The organism is Roseibium sp. QJM3NY_11, from assembly GCF_056173175.1.
Genome location: NZ_CM149660.1, coordinates 4,063,997 through 4,086,535, shown reverse-complemented (window position 1 = coordinate 4,086,535; position 22,539 = coordinate 4,063,997). Strand labels below are relative to the sequence as shown.

Below are 22,539 nucleotides of genomic sequence, written 5' to 3'. Positions count from 1 at the left end.
GAAACACGCTAAATGGGCAGGTCGCGGGCAACCGCGATCGCCTCCATGGTCATGTAGGACGTGACCGTGTCCAGGTCGACCTTCTCGATCAGGCGCTGGTAGACCCTGTCAAAGGCGTTCATGTCTTCCACGACCACTTTCAGCATGTAGTCGTAGTCGCCCGCGATCCGGTAGAAGTCGATCACGTTCGCAAGACCCGTGACCTCGCCCCGGAAGGTTTCCAGCCAGTCCTTGGAATGGTGCCGGGTGCGGATCAGAACAAACACTGTCAGGTCGAGCCCGAGCCGTTCGGGATCGATCCGCACCGTATGACCCTCGATAAGTCCGCTTGCGTAGAGCGCCTTCAACCGACGCCAGCAGGCGTTCTGGGACAGCCCGACCGTGTCTGCGAGTTCGCGCTGCGACAGCCGGGCGTCCTGCTGCAGGGCGCGGACCTTATCGGACGGTTGCGCGCCGGATTGATCGGCGAGGGGGCGACGATTGCCGGTCCGTTCGGCGACTAGGAGCTGATCTATGCCGATTATTTCGCCTCGGGACGGGCCCTGCGCCAGATCGAGGATTTCGTCATGGAGGAGGTGCTGCCGGTTTACGCCAACAGTCACACCCAGGCCTCTTATTGCGGCAACGCCATGACCTGCATGCGCGAAGCGGCCCGGTCGGAAATTTCCCGGATCTGCGGTGCGGATGACACCTTCGCGACGGTTTTCTGCGGCTCGGGCGCAACCGCGGGACTGAACCGGCTGGTGCATCTGCTCGGGGTATCCGGCGCGGCGGAGCAGGGGGAATTTCCTCTGGTCGTGATCGGACCCTACGAACACCATTCCGACATCCAGCCCTGGCGCGAGAGCGGTGCCGAGGTCATCGAAATCGGCGAGGCGCATGACGGCGGACCCGATCTGGACGAACTGGAGACGGTTCTGCGCGCCGGCGGCGGGCAACGCCTGATCGTCGGTGCCTTTTCGGCGATGTCGAATGTCACCGGGATCGTCACCGACGAGGATGCGGTCACGCGAGTGCTGAAGCGGTATGGCGCTCTCGGCGTCTGGGACTGTGCCGGCTCCGCGCCGTATCTGACCGTCGACATGAAGGCGGGCACGGATATGCAGAAGGACGCCGTCGTCCTGTCGCCGCACAAGTTCATCGGCGGCCCGGCGGCCTCCGGGATCATGATCGTGCATAAGGACGCCGTCCGCAAGGACACGCCGGTGTTCCCGGGGGGCGGCACGGTGCGTTTCGTCTCGCCCTGGGCCCACGACTACGCCGGCAACGTCGCCGCGCGCGAGGAGGCGGGCACGCCGAATGTGATCGGCGACATCCGCGCGGCACTCGCGTTTCTCGTCAAGGAGACCATCGGCCAGAGCCGGATGGACGAGCGCAATGCCGCCTGGCGTGCCCGGGCGCTGGCGGCCTGGCGGGACAATCCGGCCATCGAAATCCTGGGCAACGGCAATGCCCGCCGTGCAATGCCGGTCTTTTCCATTCGCGTCCGCGACCTGGCACGGGGCGGGTACATCCACCCGCAACTGGTGACGCGCATGCTGTCCGACCTCCACGGCATCCAGGCCCGCGGCGGCTGTGCCTGCGCCGGTCCGTATGCTCACCGGCTGCTCGGCATCGGCGAGGCCCGGTCCGAGGTGCTGCGCCGGGGCATTCTCTCCGGTGAGGAACTGGCGAAACCGGGATGGACGCGGCTCAATTTCTCGGTGCTGCTGAATGAGGAAAAGGCGGACAGGATCATCGCCGCCGTTTCGGAACTGGCCCTCAATCCGTATCCGGTAGCGGATTTTTACGACTGCGACAGAATGACGGCCAGGTTCAAAGCCGTGCAGGATGCCGCCTGAGAAAGGTCTGACACATGTGCCGCTGGGCTGCCTGGAGCGGGACTCCGAAATATCTGGAAGAAGTCATTTGCGATCCGGCGCATTCGCTGATCGAACAGAGCCGGAATGCGTTGTCCTGCAAGATGCCCGTGAATGCGGACGGATTCGGAGTCGCCTGGTACGGCGATCAGGAAACACCTTGCCTTTACAAGGATGTGCGGCCGGCCTGGTCCGATCCGAACCTGTTGCAGATTGCCCGGCACATCCGCTCGGGACACTTCCTGGCCCATGTCAGGGCGTGGACCGGGACCGCGACCACGCGCGACAACTGCCACCCGTTCACCCATCAGCGCTGGAGCTTCATGCACAACGGCCAGGTCGGCGGATACGACAAGCTGCGCAAACGTCTGGACAACATGATCCCCGACGACCTCTTTCACAACCGGACCGGCGGCACGGACAGCGAATGCCTGTTTCTTGTGGCGCTGGCCTATGGTCTGGATCGCCATCCGCGCGCGGCCATGGTTCGCGCGATCCTGGAGGCGGAGGCGTTGTCGCGCACCGCAGGGTCCGCGCCGCATATGCGCTTTGCGGCCGGGTGGTCGGACGGCAAGACACTTTACGCGGCCCGCTATGCCTCCGACAGGTTTGCGCCGACGCTCTACTATCGTGTCTATGACACCGGCGTGATGGTGGTCTCCGAACCTCTGGACGAGGCCCGCGACTGCTGGCGGGAAGTGCCGCAGGGCCACATGATCGAGGTGCGGGACGGCAAGGTCCGCCAGATGACGTTTCTCAGCGACGAAGAACCGGCGATCACGTGACGTCCCTTGGGGCAGCTCCCGATCCAGTGTCAGGCTGTCTCGATCCCGGCCTTGGCGACAAGTGCCGGTTCCTGGTCGAAATCCTGTCGGCATCGGCGACTGCAATTCCTTGGTGACAGCAGGTCCGGCTTCGCCAGGGCAGCACTCATGATTCGGCAAGGCTCCGGATCATTTCAAGGGTTTCTGCGTCCACCCGGTCGCGGATCTGACGCGTCAGGGGATGATAATCCGTGTGGTCCCGGCCGTAGGTCAGGTTGAACCTGTAAAAATCCGCGGACGGCGGCGGCATCAGGAGATGCTGGAAGATGGTTTCCAGCTTGTCGAAGGCCTTGGCGAATCGCGCTTCGACCGTCTCTGCCCTGGCATATTCGTCCCATATGGCAAGCAGGTCTTGCGAAAGGTCCGGGGGAAGCGGTGCGCAAAGGGTACAAAAATCGCGCCGTTCGCGCGCCTGCCGGTCGTCACCCGGCTTCTGCTCCGGGGCGGGGACGTCACCTGAGATCGCCTCGCCCAGATCGTGGACCAGGCACAGCTTCAAAAGCTTCGGAAAATCGATGCCCTTGAGCTCCTTTTCCAGAAGCAGGACCAGCAACGCGAGGCGCCAGCTGTGCTCGGCGGTGCTTTCCGGCCGGCCTTTGCGGGTGGTACCGGAGCGGATCGTGTCCTTCAACTGCTCTGCAGCCTGGAGAAAAGCCAGGATCCCGGACAGTCTGTCGGCGGCCATCGGAGTATCTGTATCGGGGACAGGGGATGAGGTAGGCGATGTCATATGTGTCATGTCCGCAAGCCTAGCGGCAGTGCGTCAGCCGGACGATGCCATGAATATTTTATGCGGCGGGTGAAGGCTCCTCGCGCACCAGCCGGGCAAAACTGCCGTCGGCAAGCGGCAGCCGGGATATCCTGATACGGCTTTCCGGGATGGTCATTTCGGGAAAATCGGCCCGTTCGGTCTGAAACAGGATGTCGGGACTGTCCGGCTCGTACCAGCCACGCTCTGCAAGACTTGCCTCCGCCGATCGAATGCCTTCGGACGCAAAACGCCACAACGGCCGGTTGAGAAATTCGCTGACCGGGGCACGCCACTCCCGTGTGCGGGCAGGGGATATCGCCAGCAGCCGGTGGGTAAGATCGCAGACCAGATGCACCGGGGTACCGGATCCGGCCACCAGATCGACGAGCGCTCTGTCGGCCGCCGTTTCGGGCCGCGCGCGGAGCATCCGGGTTATTTCCAGAAGGTGTTGCCCTGCGGGTGTTGCCTGTCCGCTTTCCCACCTGGAGACACGGGTCTGTGAAACCCCGAGTTCGTGCGCCAGCACGTCCTGCTTGACGCGGTTGAGCATCCGCCACCGGCGCAGTGACGGGCCAAGACTGTTCTGAAGGACGGCTGGTTCTGCGGACATGAGGTCAGTTTATCCGGTCCCGCTGAGAAAAGCAGCGCAAATCGACGCGAGACAGTGCGCCCGAAATAGACGTGTAATTGCAGGCTGAAGCCCAAGTCGGGTGGGTGGAAGTACTTCCCTGGAATCGGCGAACGTAATTTAATGTATAAATAATCGTATAGCTTAATATAAATTAAATTTATACTAAACTTCAAATATTTAATACTTGTTGTCAGTGTTGGCGGATTGGTGTCTTCTATTTTTGATTGAAAGCATAGCCGGGTATTCGTGAAGGGGTCACGGAGCTCAAGTAGGGAACATTTTTCGCAATCGAGGTGGCATACTTATGAGCATCAAGCGTCAGGCGGCAGACACCGCATTTCACAACAGGATATACGACAACGCAATGATGCAGCGGGTCCGGCAGACCCGCGCGGCCGGGCAGTATTGCTATCACATCGCCCAGTGCCCGGTGGGAACGGACGAGACCGAAATCGACGGCCGCAGGCTCATTCTTCTTGGCTCCACCAATTACCTGGGCCTCGCGCAGGACCCGCGGGTGGTCGAGGCGAGTGTCAGGGCGAGTGAAAAATACGGGACTTCCTGCACGTCGAGCCGCCTTCTCACGGGGACACGGCCCGTCCATGAGGAGCTTGAGGCCCGATTGGCGCGCTTCCTGGGCAAGGAAGCCGCTCTTGTCTTCACGACGGGCTACCTCGCCAACATTGGCGCCATTCCGGCATTGATCGGCCGTCACGACGGCGCCTATTTCGATGCCGAGGTTCATGCCTGCATCGTCGACGGGGTCATGCTCTCCGGCGCGGAGCGCTATCGCTTCCGCCACAACAATGTCGAGGACTTGCGCAGCCGGTTGGCGCATTCGGAACATGAGCGCAAACTGGTCCTGATCGACAGCATCTATTCCCTGGCCGGCGACCTCGCGCCGCTCGAGCAGATCGTCGATGTGGCCGACGAGCACGGCGCCTGGGTCATGCTGGACGACGCGCATGGCTGCGGTGTCATCGGTCCGGGAGGACGGGGTCTGGCCCATGCAACGGGCATGGCCGACCGGATTCCGGTCATCATGGGGGTTTTCAGCAAGTGTTTCGCCTCGACGGGCGGTTTCGTGGCGGGCTCGGCAGATCTCATCGATCACCTGCGGTTCAACGCCAGGTCGTTTCTGTTCAGCAATGCCCTGGCCCCGGGGCAGACGGCAGCGGCTCTTGCAGCCCTCGACATTCTGATCGCGGAGCCGGAAATCGCGGAACGGGCCTGCGCGCTCGGCGACAGGGCGCGACAGGCCCTGCGTGCCATGGGATGGCGCTGCGGCGGTGACGGAACCCAGATGGTTCCGGTTCTGCTCGGCAACGATGTTCTGGCCTTCAGGGTGACCAAGGCGCTTGCCGATGCCGGGGTTCTCGTGAGCCCGGCCGTTCAGCCGGGCGTGCCGAAGGGCAAGGATCTCCTGCGGATCACCTTCCCGCCGACGCTGAGCGAGGCCAGCTTCAGCCGGGTCCTTGACGCGTTCCAGGCCGTTGCCGGCCAGTTTCCCGAAGCGCTTTGCGGCGTCGAGGAACGCGCGATGAGCGACGCATGACGGTGTCAAAGCCGCAGCATGTGGCCATCTCCGGCGCCGGAGGGCAGCTCGGCCGCGCGTTGGTCAACGTCCTGTCGCCCGTGGCCACGCTCCTGTCGGTCTCCGATCGCGACATAAACGCCCTTGAGGGTCTTGCCCGGACAGGTCCGGAGGCCGAGCCGGAAGAGGCGCCGAAGGATGGACCGAAGGAGAGGGGAGCCAGCATCCACACGGCCCCGGTCGATGTCGGCGATGGTGACGCCTTGAGGCTCTGGCTCGCGGCCTGCCGCGAGCGCGGGCGGCTCGACTGGATGATCGTCAATGCGGGGCTGGGTGGACCGGCCCCAGAAGGGTCCCTCGGTGAGGACCCCTTGCGCACCGCCGCGCTGATCGATGTCAATTTGCGGGCGGCCATCGAACAGTGCCGCCTCGCCTCTGAGATGATGATTGCCGACGGCGGGGGACGAATCATCCTGATAAGTTCGCTGTCCGCGAAGATCGGCTATCCGCAGGCACCCGTTTATGCGGCGACGAAAGCGGGTCTGAGGGCGTATGGTCTGTCCATGGCAGCCCGCCTGGCCGGAACCGGCGTCGGTATCACCATCGCCCTGCCGGGCTTCCTGAGCCGGGGCATGGCGGAAAACAGCTCCTGGCGGCCGTTCAGCATGGCGCCGCGGCAGGCCGCGCGCAACATCGTCAGGGCGGCATCTTCGGGACGCACGGAAACAGCCTTCCCTGGATCCATGTCGGCAGCCGTCGGCGCGCTCGGCCTCCTGCCGGCCTCCCTGCGCGGCACGATCTATCGCCGTTGGTCCGGGCAGAGGCAGAGTGTTCACGGACGCCAGGGCATGTTGCGTTAGTTTGAATTCAGGATCTGGCCCGAACGCAATTGCATTGCAAACGCTGCCTTGGGTCTCGTCCTTTCCCCAGACAAACGAAACAGGCCATTGAGTGGTTTTTGAGCATATTGAGCCCTTTTTCCGGCCCATACGGATATCTTTTCAATTGCGTCCGCTTGCTTCGAGTGGCTTGAAAGCCCTGTCGGAAGCGTTGTGTCGCATGCTCGGCGCACCTTGCCGGGCAAGCCGTTCAAGGCCATCAGACAGGCCAGGAAAATCGGAAAGCGCTTAGCTGATACCCGGATCCCGAAAGGCCCGGCTGGACACTTGCAGGGAATTGCCGTCCGGGTCCTTGGCATTGGCGAATTGATATTCGTCCGCCTGATGAGGAGATCCAAAGACAAGTCCGTTGTTCTTGGCCGTTTCGCAGAAACCCGGAATATCCTCGATGTCAAAGACCAGCCTGACCAGAACTTGCCCCAGTTTCTGTGCTTTACCCGCCTTGTGCAAAAGAAGACGTGCTCCGCCGTCAGCGGGTATGAGTTCCGTGATCCTGTCCGAAGGCGATTGGAGAACGGAAAAACCAAAATGCAGCGCGTAGAACGCTGCGCTGCGGTCCATATCCTTGACGTAAAGAATTATGCGCGTAATCGACGCCATGAAGCCGACCTGGCCAGTTTGCGAAAGGGAGGGCGGACTTTGCCCGTGTGAACGAGGATAATTGTCCCGGGCAGATGGTCAAGCTGTCTCTCGCCGTCGACAGGTTACTCGGCCTCACTGTATTTTTCGATAAACGCATCTATGGACAGCAGTCGGAAATCCGGCAGCCGGGCCTTGAGCTGGAGGTGGTTCCAGTCCCACCAGGAAATGCCGAGCAGCGCCTCTTCCTGGGCTTCGGTGAACCGCCGCTTGATCGGTTTGGCGGCGACGCCACCGACAACCGTATAGGGCGCCACATCCTTGGACACCACGGCGCCCGCTGCGATAATCGCGCCCGTGCCGATGGTGACACCGGCAAGAACGGTCACATTGTGTCCGATCCAGACGTCGTGGCCGATGGTCACCCAGTCATCCTTGCGCCACTGAAAGAAGTCGGCATCGTCCTCGCCCAGGCCGTAGGCGGCGGCACGATAGGTGAAATGGTGCTGGGAGGCGCGCCATGTTGCGTGATTGCCCGGATTGAGGCGGACCCGGCGTGCGATGGAGCAGAACTTCCCGATCGTCGACCAGACCACGTCCCCGTCCTGGACGATATAGGAATAGTCTCCCATCCGGCTCTCCCGCATGTCCGTGCGCGCGCCCACCTCCGTCCATATGCCCAGGTCGCAGTCCAGCACACTGGCCTCGGGGTGAACATTCGGTGCTTCGGTCAGGGACGGTTTTCGGGAGGGCGCGGACATGGGAGCTCCATCTGCTGTCTTGGCTGTTGCAACGCCGTGTTCTAGCGGTGGCGGAAACGAAAATGGTGACAACCTGATGACAGATCAGTGACCGGCCGCGCTTTTTTCACAATTGGGAAACCGCGGGGAAAGTGGCCCGGCCGCGCAGAAGTGCTCCAGGCGCTGCGGGAATATTGGGCAAATCACCGCAATGGCGATCTTCAGGAAGATATTGCCCGAATTGCCGGATTTCGCCGCCCGCAGCCGGTTTGCATGGTTTCAGGGCAGGGGCGTCACTGAACTGTCATCAATTTTTGACGGTTTGGTCAAGTGACTGTCATTTTACTGCAATGGTCCGGTGGCTCTTGTCGCGCAGCAAGACGAACAAACACGGACAGGGCTGACGCGTGATTCACTTTCAGGAAGTCACCAAGAACTTCGGGTCTCGGACCGCGGTCGATAATGTGAGCTTTGAAATCGGCCAGCCGCAGATGGTCGGTATCATCGGCCGCTCCGGCGCCGGCAAATCGACGCTGCTTCGCATGATCAACAGGCTGACCCCGGCCAGCTCCGGAAAGATCCTGTTCGAGGGCCGGGACATTCTCAGCCTCAAGGGCGGCATGAAGCGCCGCTGGCAGCGCGACTGCGCCATGGTGTTCCAGCAATTCAACCTGGTCCCGCGCCTTGACGTGGTCACCAACGTGATGCTCGGCCGGCTCAATGGCCACGGCACCTTGAAAAGTCTCTGCAATATTTTCAGCGCCGAGGACGTCAACACCGCGCTCGCCGCCCTGGACCGGCTGGGGATTGTCCAGGAGGCGACCAAACGCGCCGAGGAACTGTCCGGCGGCCAGCAGCAGCGCGTGGCGATCGCGCGGGCGCTGATGCAGGATCCGCACATGATCCTGGCCGACGAGCCGATTGCCTCGCTCGACCCGATGAATGCCAAGATCGTCATGGACGCGCTGCGCGAGATCCACGAGCGCGACAACAAGGTCGTCATCTGCAATTTGCACACGCTCGACACGGCACGCAGCTATTGCGACCGCGTCATCGGTATGCGCGACGGCCTGATCGTATTCGACGGCAAACCGGACGAACTGACGACCGGTGCCGCCCGCGAGATCTACGGAGCCGACGAAAGCTTCAACGAGGCTGCGACCTCCACGTCCATCGATGCCGGCACTGCCGGCTCCAAAGAATCCGCCGGCGTGATGGCCCCGGCGGCAGCAGCGGTCTGATCCGGCTGCACACCCTTCAATGTCATCGCGATTGAGAACTCTCGGAGAGTGTCCCAAATGAAAATCCTTGTTAAAGCCGCCACACTTGCTGCGGTGAGCATGATCGCCCTGAATGCCTCTGTTGCAGGCGCGGAAGAAATCACCGAATTCCGCATCGGCATCCTGGGCGGCGAAAACGCCTCTGACCGTCTGCGCGCCTATGAGTGCCTCGAGCAGAAATCAGCCGACCTTCTCGGCGTTCCGGTCAAGCTGTTCGCTCCGGCCGACTACAACGGCGTCATCGAAGGCCTGCTCGGCGGCAATCTCGACCTGGCATGGCTGGGCGCTTCCGGCTACGCGAAGGTCTTCCTGACGGACCCGGAAGCCGTTGACCCGGTTCTGGTCAAGGTCAACGTTGACGGTGGCTACGGCTACTATTCCGTCGGTTTTGCCCGCGTCGACAACGAGATCAACTCGCTGGACGACATGAAGGGCAAGGTATTCGGCTTCGGTGATCCGAACTCCACATCCGGTTACCTGATCCCGTCCATCGCCATCCCGCAGGAAGGCTACTCCATGAAGCCGGGCGAATACTTCGGCGACGTGGTCTTCACCGGCGGTCACGAGCAGACCATCATTGCCGTTGCCAACGGTGACATCGACGCCGGCGTGACCTGGGCCGACGGCCTTGGCGAATGGGAAGACGGCTACAATTCCGGCGCCCTGCGCAAGGCATCCGATGCCGGCCTGGTCGACATGACCGAAATGCGTCAGATCTGGCAGTCTCCGGTGATCCCGGAAGGCCCGATCGTTCTGGCCAAGAACCTGCCGGAAGACGTCAAGCTGAAGATGACCGGCCTGATCGCTTCCATGAACTCGATCGACCCGGACTGCGCTTACAACATCGCGGCCGGTGAGACCAAGGGCTTCATGCCGATCACCCATGAAGCTTACGAGAACATCATCGCAGCCCGTAAGGCGAAAAACGCAAACTGATCGGTTCTCAGGAACCCGGACGCGGGCCGATCTCGGCCCGCGTTTTGCATCCTAACCTCTTCCAAATCCTGATTGTCCACAGACCCCAGAGATCACCGCCAAAGGAATCCGGTAATGGCCGTTGCCGCTCTCGAACAGGAAATCCTGACACTGCGCAAGCGCCGGCAGCTTTACTCCCTGATGGGCGTGTTGCTGGTTGTGGCCGTGGTCGTCTCCGGATATTCGAAATCCAATGAGATGAACTCCGGCGGTTTTCTGCAGGGACTGTCCAAGTTTTTCGACTATCCCGGCGAGATCGTCGTCGAGGCCTGGCAAGCCGGTCCGGCGTTCTTCGGGCTGATCATCCAATACATTCCGGCCATGCTGGAGACCCTGAACATTGCTGCTGTTGCCACACTGCTGGGCGGAGCGATCGCGGTGGTTTTCGCAATGGCGTCGACGCGCAACGTGGACAGTTGGGGACCGCTGATTCCGGTGGTCAGGCGCATGATGGACATCATGCGCGCGTTCCCGGAGCTGATCGTCGCGCTCTTCCTGATTTTTGTGCTCGGGTCCAGCCCGATCCCCGCCATGATCGCGGTGGCGTTTCACACAGCCGGCGCGCTGGGCAAGCTGTTCTCCGAGGTCAACGAGAACATCGACCGCAAGCCGATCGAGGGCCTGTCCGCCTGCGGCGCCAACTGGTTGCAACGGGTCCGGTACGCGGTCATGCCGCAGGTGGCGCCGAATTACCTGAGCTATTTTCTGCTCCGCCTGGAGATCAACGTGCGCGCATCCGCCATTCTCGGCTTCGTCGGTGCCGGCGGGATCGGCCAGGAGCTGCGCCGCACCATCGGCTGGGGGCAGGGCGCCGGGGATGAGACAGCGGCGATCTTCGTGCTTCTCTTCCTGACCATCATGCTCATCGACCAGACATCGTCCTACCTGCGCGGCAAGCTTGTCGGCGCCGGCCGGGCCCATTGAGGAGTTTCGAAATGGCTGTCGACACGCTCAATGAACCGGTCTTTGACCGCAGCGCCGTGTTCCAGATCGTGCGCCGCCGCGCCTGGGTCACCGTTGGCTTTCCCGTCGCGATCCTCATGTATCTTGCATACACCTGGTTTGCGTTCGGCGTGCCGGATCTGCTCGCCAAGGCCCGGCCGGAGCGGGCGGCGATCCTGGCAACGGACTCCGTCGCCTACAAGGTGCACGTCACCAAGTTGCTCCGCCGCGACCTCATGGAAGTGTCGGTCGAGGGCGAACGCAGGGCGACCTACGAAACAGATGACTTGCCGGACTGGGTCCAGGTGGATGGGACCGACGCACAGGTCGATCTCGGCCAGGGCTATACCGTCTCGATCACCGGCAAGGTGATGGAATTCAATGTTCCGGATTACGGCCTGATCAAGGTGACCGCGACCGATACCGGGGTGCGCACCCAACTGCCGCCGGGACCGGTGCCGGACTGGCTCACGGACAATCCGAAGAAGTTCGATGCCCGTCCGACGCTGGACCGGCGCGTCCAGGTCACCAGGACCAAGATCGAGGTGCACAACTTTTTCGGTGGCTGGGAGAATTTCTGGTTCCCGTTCCAGTCCGAACTGCACGGCATGCCGTTCAGCCAGCTCTGGGCGCTGGCCTTGTCCGGCGAGCGTATCGATCCCCTGCAATCCAACATGTCGCTGATCCTGCATGAATTTCTCGACAACCCGGACTGGCAGCATGGTGAAGTGTTCATGGCTCTGTTCGAGACCATCATGATGGCCGTTCTGGGCACGTTGACCGCCGCGTTCTTCGGTTTGCCTCTGGCATTTCTGGCAGCGCGCAATTTCACGCCGTCCAGGTTCCTGCGGTTCGGGACCCGCCGTCTGTTCGACTTCCTGCGCGGCATCGACATGCTGATCTGGTCCCTGATCTTCATCCGCGCCTTCGGCCTCGGGCCGCTGACCGGCGCCCTGGCGATCGCGTTCACCGACACCGGCTCGCTCGGCAAGCTGTTCTCCGAAGCGCTGGAGAACATCGACAACAGGCAGGTCGAGGGCGTTCGGGCGACCGGCGCCAACCAGATCCAGCGCTACCGGTTCGGGGTCATTCCGCAAATTCTGCCGGTCTTCGTGTCCCAGGTGCTCTATTATCTGGAATCGAATACCCGGTCTGCCACGGTCATCGGTGCGCTCGGTGCCGGCGGCATCGGGCTCATGCTGGTTGAAACCATGAAGACCTCGCGGGACTGGGAAAACACCAGCTACATCATCATCTTGACCATCGTGGTCGTGATCCTGATGGATCAGGCGTCCGGCTGGTTGCGCCGCAGGCTGATCGAGGGCAAATAGCCCGCTGCGCCCGTAGATGCGCCCGTACAAGGTGAAGACCCGGCCCGGAAACGGTGCCGGGTTTACCGCTTAGCGCTTGATAACCGCGCGATCCTTCTTCCTGCCCCATTTCCGTCGCGCTAGCGTGGCAGCGTTCAGGAATTGATTCAAAGCGGGAGGAGGGGCGCGTGCGTCAGCGGATCGGGAACAGACTTGCGGGATTGGTCCTTGGGGCCGGGGCCGTCCTTTTGGCGGCAACAGGTGCCGCGCAGGCGATAGAGAGCTGTGTCGCCGCGCTGAAGAAGCAGGCCATTGCCGCGGGGGTGCGCCCGGACGTCGCCGAGCGCATGCTTGCGGGGGCGGTCTTTGACGAGAAGGTCATCCGCTTTTCGACCTCCCAGCCTGAACACAAGACCGAGATCTGGGACTACATGGCCTTCCTGGTCGACGTGCAACGGATCGAGGACGGCAAGAAGTACCTCAAGCAGAACCGCCGGACCCTGACAGCGATCGAGAAACGCTATGGCGTTGACCGCCACGTGGTCCTCGCGGTCTGGGGCATCGAGAGCGATTTCGGAAACTACCGCGGCGACTTCTACACGCCGCATGCGCTGGCGAACCTGGCCTGCGCAGGAAAACGTCGCCAGAAATACTTCCGCGGCGAGCTCATGAAGACCCTGCAGATCGCCTCGCGCGGCGACGTTCCGGCCAAGGACTTTGTCGGTTCCTGGGCGGGCGCCTTCGGCCAGACCCAGTTCATGCCGAGCACTTACAACAGCCTCGCGGTCGACTACGACGGCGACGGGCGCAAGGACCTGGTCAATTCGGTGCCGGATGCGCTGGCCTCGACAGCCAATTTCCTGAAAAACGCCGGCTGGCGCGACAGCCGGCCCTGGGGCTTCGAGGTCAAGGTTCCCAAGGGATATTCCGGTCCGTCCGGCCGGAAGAAATACACTTCCCTGTCGACCTGGAACAAGCGCGGCCTCACCAGGATCGGCGGCGGCGCCCTGTCGGGCAAGCTGGAGGCGGCGCTGATCCGGCCTGCTGGAGCCAACGGGCCGGCCTTTCTGGTGACCCGGAACTTCCGGGCACTGCGGTCCTACAATGCCTCTACCTCCTATGGCCTCGCCATCGCGCTGTTGTCCGAACTCGTCGCCGGGCGCGAGCCCTTCAAGACACCCTGGCCGACCGACAATCCGGGCTTGTCCCGCGCGCAGCGCCTCGACCTGCAGAAGCTGCTGAACAGGAACGGCTTCGATGTCGGCAAGCCGGACGGCAAGGTTGGTCCGGCCACGCGCGCGGGCATTCGCAAGGCAGAGGCAAAACACGGCATGCCGGTGACCGGACGCCCGTCCTGGAATGTCTATTACGCCCTCGGCGGCCGGTGAGGCGATCCGGGTGGTAATTGCCCGGAGACTGCAATGTCCGCCTGGCCTCTGCGGGGAGCTGAAAAACCGTCGTCCGTATCCGGGCTCGTCTGACGATCGGATGCGGAATTTCCACCTGACAAGGAGATGGACTTGTTGCGCGGCGCAGTTTTGCGGCGCAATATGCCGCTGATGAGCTGGAGGATCGGATTTGTCCGGACGGATTTTAACTGTTGCACAGCAGAAGGGCGGATCAGGCAAGACAACCCTGGCGGTCCATCTTGCGGTTGCGCTTGCCCGTCACTCCGGAGAGCCGGTCGCCATACTCAACGTCGATCCGCAAGGGTCGCTCGGCACCTGGTACGAGGCGCGTGAGGACAGGCTGGGCGAAGACATGACAGGCCTGGAATTCCGGACCGCGTCGGGATGGGGCGCGCGCCGGGAGGCCAGGGCGCTCGCCAGATCACACGGATATGTTATCGTCGACACACCGCCCAAGACCAACGTCGATGCCAAGCCGGCCATTGACGCCGCCGATTTTGTCATCGTGCCGGTGCAGCCGACCCCCGTCGACCTGTGGGCGACATCGCAGACGATCGAACTGGCGGCCCGGGAGGACACGCCCGCGCTGCTCGTCCTCAACCGTGTGCCGCCACGGGCGTCCCTGACGGCGGAAATGGCCGGGGCCATCGACACTTCGGGGTACGACACGCTCACTGCCCGGCTCGGCAACCGGACTGTTTTCGCGGCAGCCATGGGGCGGGGCTCCACCGTCACGGAAGTCGCGCCGACGAGCAAGGCGGCACTGGAAGTCAACGCCCTTATCGACGAACTGGTCGGACGCGTCGGCTGACCACGCAAGGTGCGGCGCCGGCACGAGACCGCGCCAGTCGAGATTTGCCTTGTCCTTGTCATGATCCAGTGCCTTGATAGAACAAGGTATCGGCCCGGGAGGACTGGCCATGGTTGTTTTTTCGCCTGTTTTCAAACGTGTTCAATTGAATTTCGGATCAAAGATCATGCCCATATCGAAGAAACTGCGACGTGCATCGCTGGCAGCTTGTGCCGCGGTCCTTTTGACGCTGCCGGCAGCCGCCCAGGACAAGCGCATCGTGACCATCGACCAGGCCGACTTTTTCGGCGGTGACTACCGAACCGTGAAGGATGTCGATCTGGAGGCCTGCAAGTCCGCCTGCCTTGAGGACAACCAGTGCCGGGCCTTTACCTTCAACACCTCTGCGGGCTGGTGTTTCCTGAAATCCGACTTTGGAGAACTGCAAAGCTTCGCCGGCGCGATCGCCGGCCGTGTTGTCGAGGTCAAGGCGCCCAGGGCCGATCAGAGCGCGGACCGGAAAGCCGAGCTTGCCTTCGTTCCCGCAGCGCAGCTTGAAAGCGCTCAAACCTACAAGCTCGGCATCGGAAATTCCGTGCGGCCGGGCGGACAGAGCACCGATCAATTGCGCCGCAGCGGCCTTGCGGCGCTCGGCAATGGCAACGCAGCCCTGGCGGAAGCGGACTTTCTGCAACTGCTCCGGCTGGAACCCGGCGACTTCGATGCCTGGATGCGGCTCTCCACTGCCTTGCTCCAGCAGAACCCGGACGACTGGCAGCAGCGGGAAACCAAACGGAAAAACGGCGTCTTTGCCTCGATCAACGCATATCTGCAAGCGGTGAGCAGCCCGGAGCGTGCACAGGCCCTTGACCTGCTGGGCCGCTCTCTGGCGCTTCGAAATGAATTCAGGACCGCGATCAAGGTTCTGCGTGCCTCCCTTGCTCTTGAGGACAATCCGGGCGTCCGCCGGCGCTACGAGGATTTCGTCGCCAAGCACGGTTTTCGCATCGTCTCGCACGAGGTCGATTCCGACAGCGCATCGCCACGGGTGTGCCTGGTGTTCTCGCAGAAACTGCCGGTCGGCGAAGACATGAGCCCTTATGTCACTGTCAGTGGCGAGGGCACCTTCGCAATCGGAGCGGAGGAGAGCCAGATCTGTGCCGACGGCCTGAAGCACGGGGCCCGCTACCGGGTCACGGCCCGTAGCGGTCTTCCCGCCGCAGATGGCGAAAAGCTGGAAAAGTCCGCCGAATTGTCCATCTACGTGAAGGACCGGTCGCCGTCCGTGAATTTCCTGAGCCGGTCCTATGTGCTGCCTTCGGGAGGCAATCCGACCATTCCGATCGTGTCGGTGAACACCTCCGAAGTCGAAACCGCGATTTACCGGGTGGGCGACCGGACCGTTGCCGAAATTCTTCGGGACAACAGGTTCCTGCGCCAGCTAGACCCCTATCAGGCAGATCAGGTCGAGGACGAACTCGGTGAAAAGGTCTGGTCGGGGATCGTTGAGACCGGCAATGATCTCAATGTGGACATGACCACAGCCATTCCGGTGGCCGAAACGGGCATCGACCTGAAGCCCGGCGTCTATGCCATGACGGCCCGGTCCAGCCTGGACCAGAAGAACCGGTGGAGCGCGCTGGCGACCCAGTGGTTCCTCGTCTCCGATCTGGGGATCACGACCCTGTCCGGCGATGCCGGGATCGCGGCGAACATCCGCTCCCTGTCGACGGCGGCGGCGCTGGAGGGCGTGACCGTCCGGCTGCTTGCGGTCAACAACGAGATCCTCGGTGAAACGGCGACCAACGCGGACGGCTTTGCCGAATTCGCCGCGGGCCTGTCCCGTGGCCGCGGCGGTCTGGCTCCCGGCGTGTTGGTCGCCGAAACGGCTGACGGTGACTATTCGTTCCTGGACCTGCGCAAACCCGCATTCGACCTGTCCGACCGCGGCGTCGAGGGCCGGCCTGCGCCGGGACCGCTGGATGTCTTCGCCTGGACCGAACGCGGCATCTACAAGGCCGGCGAGACCGTTCATGCCCAGGCATTGCTGCGCAACGCGAGCGCCGTGGCACAGGAGGATTTCCCGCTTACCTTCATCTTTACCCGTCCGGACGGTGTCGAACATGCCCGCTACACGGTCGCCGACGGTGGTCTCGGCGGTCATCTTCAGGATCTGACCCTGGGCGCTTCCGCCCAGCAGGGCATCTGGTCCTGGCGGGTGTTCGCCGATCCCAAGGGACAGGCGCTGTCGCAGCAGACGTTCCTGGTGGAAGACTACCAGCCTGAGCGTGTCGATTTCGACCTCGAAACAGCGGCCACATCGTTCAGCAGGACAGCTCCGACCGACATGTCGCTCGAAGCCAGGTTCCTCTATGGCTCGCCCGCCGGCGGACAGACGCTTGAAGGGGATGTCATCGTCCGGCCGGTGCGCGCGCTGGAGGCGTTTCCGGGCTACCGCTTCGGCGTGGCCGATGCGGACGCATACGCGGAGCGCGGTTCCATCACGTCCGGCCTGAAGACGGATGCAGACGGCAAGCTCGATTTCGAGGTGGTCCTGCCGGAATTGCCCGAAACGACGATGCTCTATGACGCGCGGCTTGTGACCCGTCTGGTCGAAGCCGGCGGCCGTTACGTGGAACGGGACCTGGATCTGCCGGTGGCCCTGGACAGCGCCCGCATCGGCGTCAAGCCGGCGTTTGACGGCGGTGTCGACGAAGGTGGCCCGGCGGCGTTTTCCGTGATCGTGGTCGGCGCGAACGGCGAGGAAACCGACGCTTCGGGCCTAGGCTGGAGCCTTTCGAAGGTCGACCGCCGGTATCAGTGGTACCGGTATGACGGCCGCTGGTCGTATGAACCGATCACCACGACGCGCAGGATTGCCTCCGGAGAACTCGAGACAACCGCCGGACAGCCGGGGCAATTGTCACTCCCGGTCGAATGGGGCGAATACCGGCTTGATGTCGAGGGCAGCGGCGCGCTGCAGACCATGACGCGCGTGACCTTCAATGCCGGCTGGTACACAGCCGACGCAACTTCGGAGACGCCGGACTATCTCGATGTCGGCCTGGACAAGACCAGCTACCGGCCCGGCAACGTCGCCAGATTGCGCCTGAAACCGCAAATGGCGGGCATTGCCGTGGTCAATGTCGTCTCAGGTGGTCTGCTGGCCAGCAGGACGGTGGAAGTCTCCGGAGAGGAAACCGAGGTCGAGATCCCTGTCAGCGACGACTGGGGGGCCGGTGCCTATATCACGGCCAGCCTCTACCGCCCCATGGATCTGGACCAGAAACGCATGCCGTCCCGGGCGATGGGCCTGTCCTGGCTGCAGGTCGATCCCGGTGCGCGGGCGCTTGCTGTCGAATTGACGCCGCCGGCCCGCATTCTGCCGGAAACCACGCTGGAGGTTCCTGTCAAGCTTGCCAATCTTGAACCCGGCACGCAGGCCTATGTCACCGTGGCGGCGGTCGATGTCGGTATCCTCAATCTGACCGCATATGAAACCCCCGACCCGGAAGGCTGGTATTTCGGCCAGCGCAGGCTCGGCACCGACGTTCGCGATCTTTACGGTCAGCTGATCGACCGGATGGCGGGCACGCCCGGGCGCGTGCGGTCCGGCGGAGATGCCGCCGGGATGCGGCTGGACGCGCCGCCGCCGGACGAGGAACCGGTCGCGCTGTTTTCCGGCCTGGTGGCACTGGACGCCGATGGCGAGGCCATGGTGTCTTTCGACATTCCCGCCTTTAACGGAGCCCTCAAACTGATGGCGGTCGCCTGGACCGGGCAGGGCGTCGGCCACGCGGACAAGGAAGTGGAAGTCCGCTCACCGGTGGTGATGACCGCAAGCACACCGGCGTTCCTTGCGCCGGGAGACAGGTCGCGCCTTGCGCTCGAGATCGACAATGTCGACGGCGCCCCGGGCGCCTACGCGCTGGAAGTGTCGGTTGATGGCGGTCTGAGCCTTGAGGGCGGCAGCGCCAGCCAGACCCGGACACTGGAGCTGGAGAGCGGCGGCAAGTCGCTCGTGCTCATGACCATTGCCGCGGGGGACATCCGGACCACGTCCGAGGTGGTCGCGTCCCTGACGGGCCCCGAGGGCAAGACCTACGTCAAGCGCTTTGGTCTCGAGATCAGGGACACCCAGCCGGAAGTGGTGCGCAGGTCCGCATTCACGCTTGCGTCCGGAGACACCCTGTCGCTGACGGCGGACAGTTTCGACGGCCTGCGGGCGGACACGGTCGACATTACATTGACCGCGGGCGGCGCCGCGAGCGTCGATGTCGCGGGCTTGCTGGCGGCTCTGGACCGGTATCCCTATGGCTGCACCGAGCAGACCACCAGCCGCGCGCTGCCGCTGCTTTATCTGGGTGAGGTCGCCGAGGCGGCGGGTCTTGGCGGCGACAGCGCCATCCGCGAACGGGTGGTCAAGGCGGTGGCCCGCGTTCTGGCGAACCAGTCCTCCTCCGGGGATTTCGGTCTCTGGTCGAGTTATGGCGACGGTGACACATGGCTCGATGCCTATGTGACGGACTTTCTGACCCGCGCACGGGAAAAAGGTTACCTTGTGCCCGATCTGGCCTTCACCACGGCGCTGGACAATCTGGAGAACAGGCTTGCCTATGCCTCCGATTTCCAGGATGGCGGCGAAGGTGTCGCCTATGCGCTTTATGTGCTGGCCCGCAACGGGCGCGCCTCCATGGGGGACCTGCGCTACTATCTCGACGCCAAGCTGCAGAGTTTTGCCACGCCGCTGGCAAAGGCGCAGGTGGCGGCGGGCCTGGCTCTCTACGGGGAGCGGGAGCGCGCGGCCACCGGCTTCCAGGCGGCGCTTGCCGCATTGCCGTCCGACCGGGCGCAATCCTACCGCAGCGATTATGGCTCAAAGCTGCGCGACAGCGCCGGTGTGACCGACTATGTCGCGTCGGCCTCGATGGGGGACAGCCTCAGGAACGAGGCGGTCGATCTCCTCAAGGCCGCCCAGAGCGGGACGCCGAACCGGTCGACCCAGGACATGGCGTGGTTGCTGCTGGCGGCGAACGCGCTCAACGAATCTGCGGCCGAGGCGCGCCTTTCGGTGCGCGGCGAAGAGACACCCGGCCGTCTGGCCTGGTCGCTCGCGGGCAGCGAGGTCGGCGATTTCCCGGCCGAGGTGAAGAACAACGGCGGCATGGCCACCGAGCTTCTGGTGTCTGTTGCCGGTCAGCCGCTGGTTCCCGAACCGGCAAGCGGCAAGGACTATGCCCTGGAGCGGACCGTCTATGACCTCGATGGCAATCCGGTGGATCCGTCCGCCGTGCCGGTGAACACGCGGCTCGCGGTTGTCGTCACCGTCCGGGCCTTGAGCGACCAGCCGGGCCGGTTGATGGTGGTCGACAGGCTGCCGGCAGGCATTGTCATCGACAATCCCCGCCTTGTGCGCTCGGGCGATCTGGGCGGGCTGTCATTCCTCGACACCGTGGATCAGCCCGAGCATTCGGCGTTCTATACCGACAGGTTCGAGGTCGCGGTCGACCAGACCCGCTGGAGCGGCAAGGAATTGACGTTCGCCTATCTCGCCCGTGCCGCCACGCCCGGCAGCTACGCCCATCCGCCGGCATCCGTTGAGGACATGTACCGTCCCGACAGGCGGGCCGTCACCGCGACCGGAAGGTTTGTGGTGCTCGGACCGACCAGATAAAGCGGCGAGATGCGGCTCATGCGTATCGCGAGGCCGGCGGATTGGCACATGGCCCGGCGCTGGGGAGCCGCCGCCGGGCTGGCGCTCGCGGCGCTGGCGCTGTGCGGCCAGGCCAAGCTGCGCCACGACTACGCCGCGCTGCCGGCGCCGCCGCGCGTCGCCGACCTGCCGCTTTCGTCGGTCGTGCTTGACCGGGAGGACCGGCTGCTGCGTGCCTTCACCAGCTCGGACGACAAGTGGCGGCTGCCGGTTGAACCCGATACGATCGATCCGCTCTATTTCAGACTGCTGCTCGCCTTCGAGGACAAGCGGTTCTTCGACCATGGCGGATACGATCTGCGCGCGCTTGTCCGCTCCGCCCTGCAGAGCCTGCGTTCCGGGCGCATCGTTTCCGGTGGCTCTACACTGACCATGCAGGTTGCCCGCCTTCTGGACGAGCGACCGACCAGATCGCTTCAGCGCAAATACGAACAGCTCCTGCGCGCGGTGAAACTGGAAAACACCTTCTCGAAGGAAGACATCCTGCGGCTCTATGCGCTGCGCGCGCCGTTCGGCGGCAACCTTGAAGGCGTGCGGGCGGCGAGCCTGACCTGGTTCGGCAAGGAACCGCGTCGGCTGACACCGGCCGAAGCAGCGCTTCTGGTCGCCCTGCCGCAGAGCCCGGAAGCCAGGCGCCCCGACCGGTATCCCGGGCAGGCAATCAAGGCTCGCAACCGGGTGCTGCGCCGGGCCGTGCAAGCCGGCATCCTGAGCGCAGAGGAGGCAGGGTCCGCGGCGGGGGAGCCTCTCGGGGCGAGGCGGCATGCCATGCCGCTGTTCGCACCGCATGAAAGCCGCAGGGCACGGCAGCGCGCGCCGCGACGGCAGGTGCACCGGCTGACCATCGATCGGGACCTGCAGTCCGGGCTTGAAGCCCTGATGCGGCGCAAGGCAGGGGCCCTGCCGCGTCCGGTGTCACTGGCACTGCTGGTCGCCGACCACCGCAGCGGAGAAATCCTGGCCAGCATCGGCGCCCCGGATCTTCTGGACAGCGCGCGCGAAGGCCATGTCGACATGACCCGCGCGATCCGCTCGCCCGGCTCAACGCTCAAGCCATTCATATACGGGTTGGCCTTCGAAGAGGGAATCGGGCTTCCCGAAAGCTACATCGAGGACCGTGCGACGGACATTGCCGGTTACCAGCCGACGAATTTCGACCAGGGCTATCAGGGGACGGTGACGTTGCGCGAAGCGTTGCAGCTTTCCCTGAACACGCCCGCGGTCAAGCTGCTGGAAGCGGTGGGTCCGGCGCGGCTGATCGCGCGGCTGAAACGTGCGGGCGCTGCGCCGGTCCTGGAAAAAGGGGTTTCCCCGGGGCTGGCGATCAGTCTCGGCGGGGTTGGCCTGTCGCTGAAGGACCTGGCACAGGCCTATGCCGCGTTGGGACGGGGCGGCAAAGCCGTGGCGCTGTCGGTCTGCCGCGAAACCTGCGAACCCCTCCAGGCCGGATCGGCGGCGCCGGTCTTGAGCGGAAAGGCCGCGTGGCAGGTGAGCGATGTTCTGGCGGGGCTGCCCCAAGTTCAAAGTGCCGAGACCTTCCATGTCGCCTACAAGACCGGCACATCCTATGGCTACCGCGATGCCTGGGCTGTCGGCTATGACGGCCGCCATGTCATCGCGGTCTGGTCGGGCCGTCCGGACGGAACTCCGGTTCCGGGTGCCACCGGCATGAAGGTTGCCGTGCCGGTTCTGTTCGAGGCCTTCCAGGCGCTCGGGTCCAGGCGTGTGCCGTTTCCGGCGAGACCGCCGATTGCCTGGCCGCAAGTTGCCGGCGAAGTGCCCGTGCCCCTTCGTTTCGCCAGGTTGCCGGATCGGGTCGCCAACATGGCGGCCGGGGATCCGGTCCGCATTTTCTATCCGCCCGATGGCGCGGAACTGGATCTGGGACTCGGCGGGACGGACGGCGGCGGGAAAACCGCGCAACCTCTTGTCGTCAAGTTCAAGGGCGGCAAGGGGCCCTTCTCCTATCTGGTCAACGACCGCCCTCTGCCGGGAGGCAGCAGGGAACGGCAACTTGTGTGGCAGCCCGGGCAAGCCGGGTTCGCCGAAGTGACCATCCTCGATTCGTCGGGAAAGAGTGCAGGGGTCACTGTTCGTCTCCGGTAAAGAGCAGCGCGGCCTAACCGATGACGGGAATCGCCCTTCTGATCCGGCCTCCGCTTGCGCGGAGCCTGTCGGCGAATCCGACCCGGCAACGAAAGACGGCAAAGAGATTCGGTTCTCCTGCCAAAAACAGCCGATCGAGCAGGCGCAATCACGGGGGCGGAAGCCTGATAACGGGCGTGACCTGTCGCCAAATCCCT

At 63.6% G+C, this 22,539-nt stretch carries 17 protein-coding genes; 12 read left to right on the top strand and 5 right to left on the bottom strand.

The features are described from left to right. Positions 1–8 precede the first annotated feature (8 nt). Positions 9–425: an Lrp/AsnC family transcriptional regulator gene (locus AC0VX3_RS18725; protein WP_475525204.1), complete on the bottom strand. Its 417-nt coding sequence runs from the start codon at positions 423–425 to the stop codon at positions 9–11. 141 nt (positions 426–566) lie between these two features. Here AC0VX3_RS18725 and AC0VX3_RS18720 point away from each other — a divergent pair, with 141 nt between their 5' ends. Together AC0VX3_RS18720 and AC0VX3_RS18715 are read left to right on the top strand one after the other, a co-directional pair. Then, positions 567–1,841 carry an aminotransferase class V-fold PLP-dependent enzyme gene (locus AC0VX3_RS18720; protein WP_475521776.1) on the top strand — a complete coding sequence of 425 codons (1,275 nt, stop codon included), beginning with the start codon at positions 567–569 and terminating at the stop codon, positions 1,839–1,841. 14 nt (positions 1,842–1,855) lie between these two features. After that, positions 1,856–2,644: a class II glutamine amidotransferase gene (locus AC0VX3_RS18715; RefSeq protein WP_475521775.1), complete on the top strand. Its 789-nt coding sequence runs from the start codon at positions 1,856–1,858 to the stop codon at positions 2,642–2,644. Between the two features lie 145 nt (positions 2,645–2,789). Here AC0VX3_RS18715 and AC0VX3_RS18710 read toward each other — a convergent pair whose 3' ends face one another. Continuing rightward, on the bottom strand, positions 2,790–3,368 hold the full coding sequence (locus AC0VX3_RS18710) for an HD domain-containing protein (RefSeq protein WP_475521774.1): 579 nt from the start codon (positions 3,366–3,368) through the stop codon (positions 2,790–2,792). A 103-nt stretch (positions 3,369–3,471) separates the two neighbouring features. Continuing rightward, the gene (locus AC0VX3_RS18705) at positions 3,472–4,044 is read right to left on the bottom strand and encodes a helix-turn-helix domain-containing protein (protein WP_475521773.1); all 573 of its coding nucleotides are present in this window, start codon (positions 4,042–4,044) and stop codon (positions 3,472–3,474) included. A gap of 325 nt (positions 4,045–4,369) precedes the next feature. Here AC0VX3_RS18705 and AC0VX3_RS18700 point away from each other — a divergent pair, with 325 nt between their 5' ends. Together AC0VX3_RS18700 and AC0VX3_RS18695 are read left to right on the top strand one after the other, a co-directional pair. After that, positions 4,370–5,620: an aminotransferase class I/II-fold pyridoxal phosphate-dependent enzyme gene (locus AC0VX3_RS18700; RefSeq protein WP_475521772.1), complete on the top strand. Its 1,251-nt coding sequence runs from the start codon at positions 4,370–4,372 to the stop codon at positions 5,618–5,620. Continuing rightward, positions 5,617–6,459, top strand: a complete 843-nt coding sequence (locus tag AC0VX3_RS18695) for an SDR family NAD(P)-dependent oxidoreductase (RefSeq protein ID WP_475521771.1) — start codon at positions 5,617–5,619, stop codon at positions 6,457–6,459. Before AC0VX3_RS18700 ends, AC0VX3_RS18695 begins: the two co-directional genes overlap by 4 nt. Before the next feature lie 267 nt (positions 6,460–6,726). Here the strand turns inward: AC0VX3_RS18695 and AC0VX3_RS18690 are convergent, their stop codons facing one another. Together AC0VX3_RS18690 and AC0VX3_RS18685 are read right to left on the bottom strand one after the other, a co-directional pair. Further along, the gene (locus tag AC0VX3_RS18690; RefSeq protein ID WP_475521770.1) at positions 6,727–7,098 is read right to left on the bottom strand and encodes a VOC family protein; all 372 of its coding nucleotides are present in this window, start codon (positions 7,096–7,098) and stop codon (positions 6,727–6,729) included. Positions 7,099–7,202: 104 nt separating this feature from the next. After that, positions 7,203–7,838 (bottom strand): DapH/DapD/GlmU-related protein, encoded by a 636-nt coding sequence (locus tag AC0VX3_RS18685; RefSeq protein ID WP_475521769.1) that lies wholly within the window; start codon positions 7,836–7,838, stop codon positions 7,203–7,205. 386 nt (positions 7,839–8,224) lie between these two features. Between AC0VX3_RS18685 and phnC the strand changes: the two genes are divergently transcribed. The 8 genes from phnC (at position 8,225) to pbpC (ending at position 22,342) form a co-directional block, all read left to right on the top strand. Next, complete coding sequence (gene phnC, locus AC0VX3_RS18680) at positions 8,225–9,058, top strand: phosphonate ABC transporter ATP-binding protein (protein ID WP_475521768.1); 834 nt, start codon at positions 8,225–8,227, stop codon at positions 9,056–9,058. Between the two features lie 57 nt (positions 9,059–9,115). Next, on the top strand, positions 9,116–10,033 hold the full coding sequence (phnD, locus tag AC0VX3_RS18675) for a phosphonate ABC transporter substrate-binding protein (protein ID WP_342894020.1): 918 nt from the start codon (positions 9,116–9,118) through the stop codon (positions 10,031–10,033). A 114-nt stretch (positions 10,034–10,147) separates the two neighbouring features. Beyond that, on the top strand, positions 10,148–10,996 hold the full coding sequence (phnE, locus tag AC0VX3_RS18670; RefSeq protein ID WP_342894021.1) for a phosphonate ABC transporter, permease protein PhnE: 849 nt from the start codon (positions 10,148–10,150) through the stop codon (positions 10,994–10,996). Between the two features lie 11 nt (positions 10,997–11,007). Continuing rightward, a complete protein-coding gene (phnE, locus tag AC0VX3_RS18665; RefSeq protein ID WP_475521767.1) occupies positions 11,008–12,345 on the top strand; it encodes a phosphonate ABC transporter, permease protein PhnE in 1,338 nt (445 codons plus the stop codon). Positions 12,346–12,512: 167 nt separating this feature from the next. Next, on the top strand, positions 12,513–13,712 hold the full coding sequence (locus AC0VX3_RS18660) for a lytic murein transglycosylase (RefSeq protein WP_475521766.1): 1,200 nt from the start codon (positions 12,513–12,515) through the stop codon (positions 13,710–13,712). A gap of 190 nt (positions 13,713–13,902) precedes the next feature. Then, the gene (gene parA / locus AC0VX3_RS18655) at positions 13,903–14,544 is read left to right on the top strand and encodes a ParA family partition ATPase (RefSeq protein WP_475521765.1); all 642 of its coding nucleotides are present in this window, start codon (positions 13,903–13,905) and stop codon (positions 14,542–14,544) included. A gap of 166 nt (positions 14,545–14,710) precedes the next feature. Then, on the top strand, positions 14,711–20,197 hold the full coding sequence (locus tag AC0VX3_RS18650) for an alpha-2-macroglobulin family protein (protein ID WP_475521764.1): 5,487 nt from the start codon (positions 14,711–14,713) through the stop codon (positions 20,195–20,197). 18 nt (positions 20,198–20,215) lie between these two features. Beyond that, complete coding sequence (pbpC, locus tag AC0VX3_RS18645; protein WP_475521763.1) at positions 20,216–22,342, top strand: penicillin-binding protein 1C; 2,127 nt, start codon at positions 20,216–20,218, stop codon at positions 22,340–22,342. The last annotated feature ends 197 nt before the right edge of the window (positions 22,343–22,539 follow it).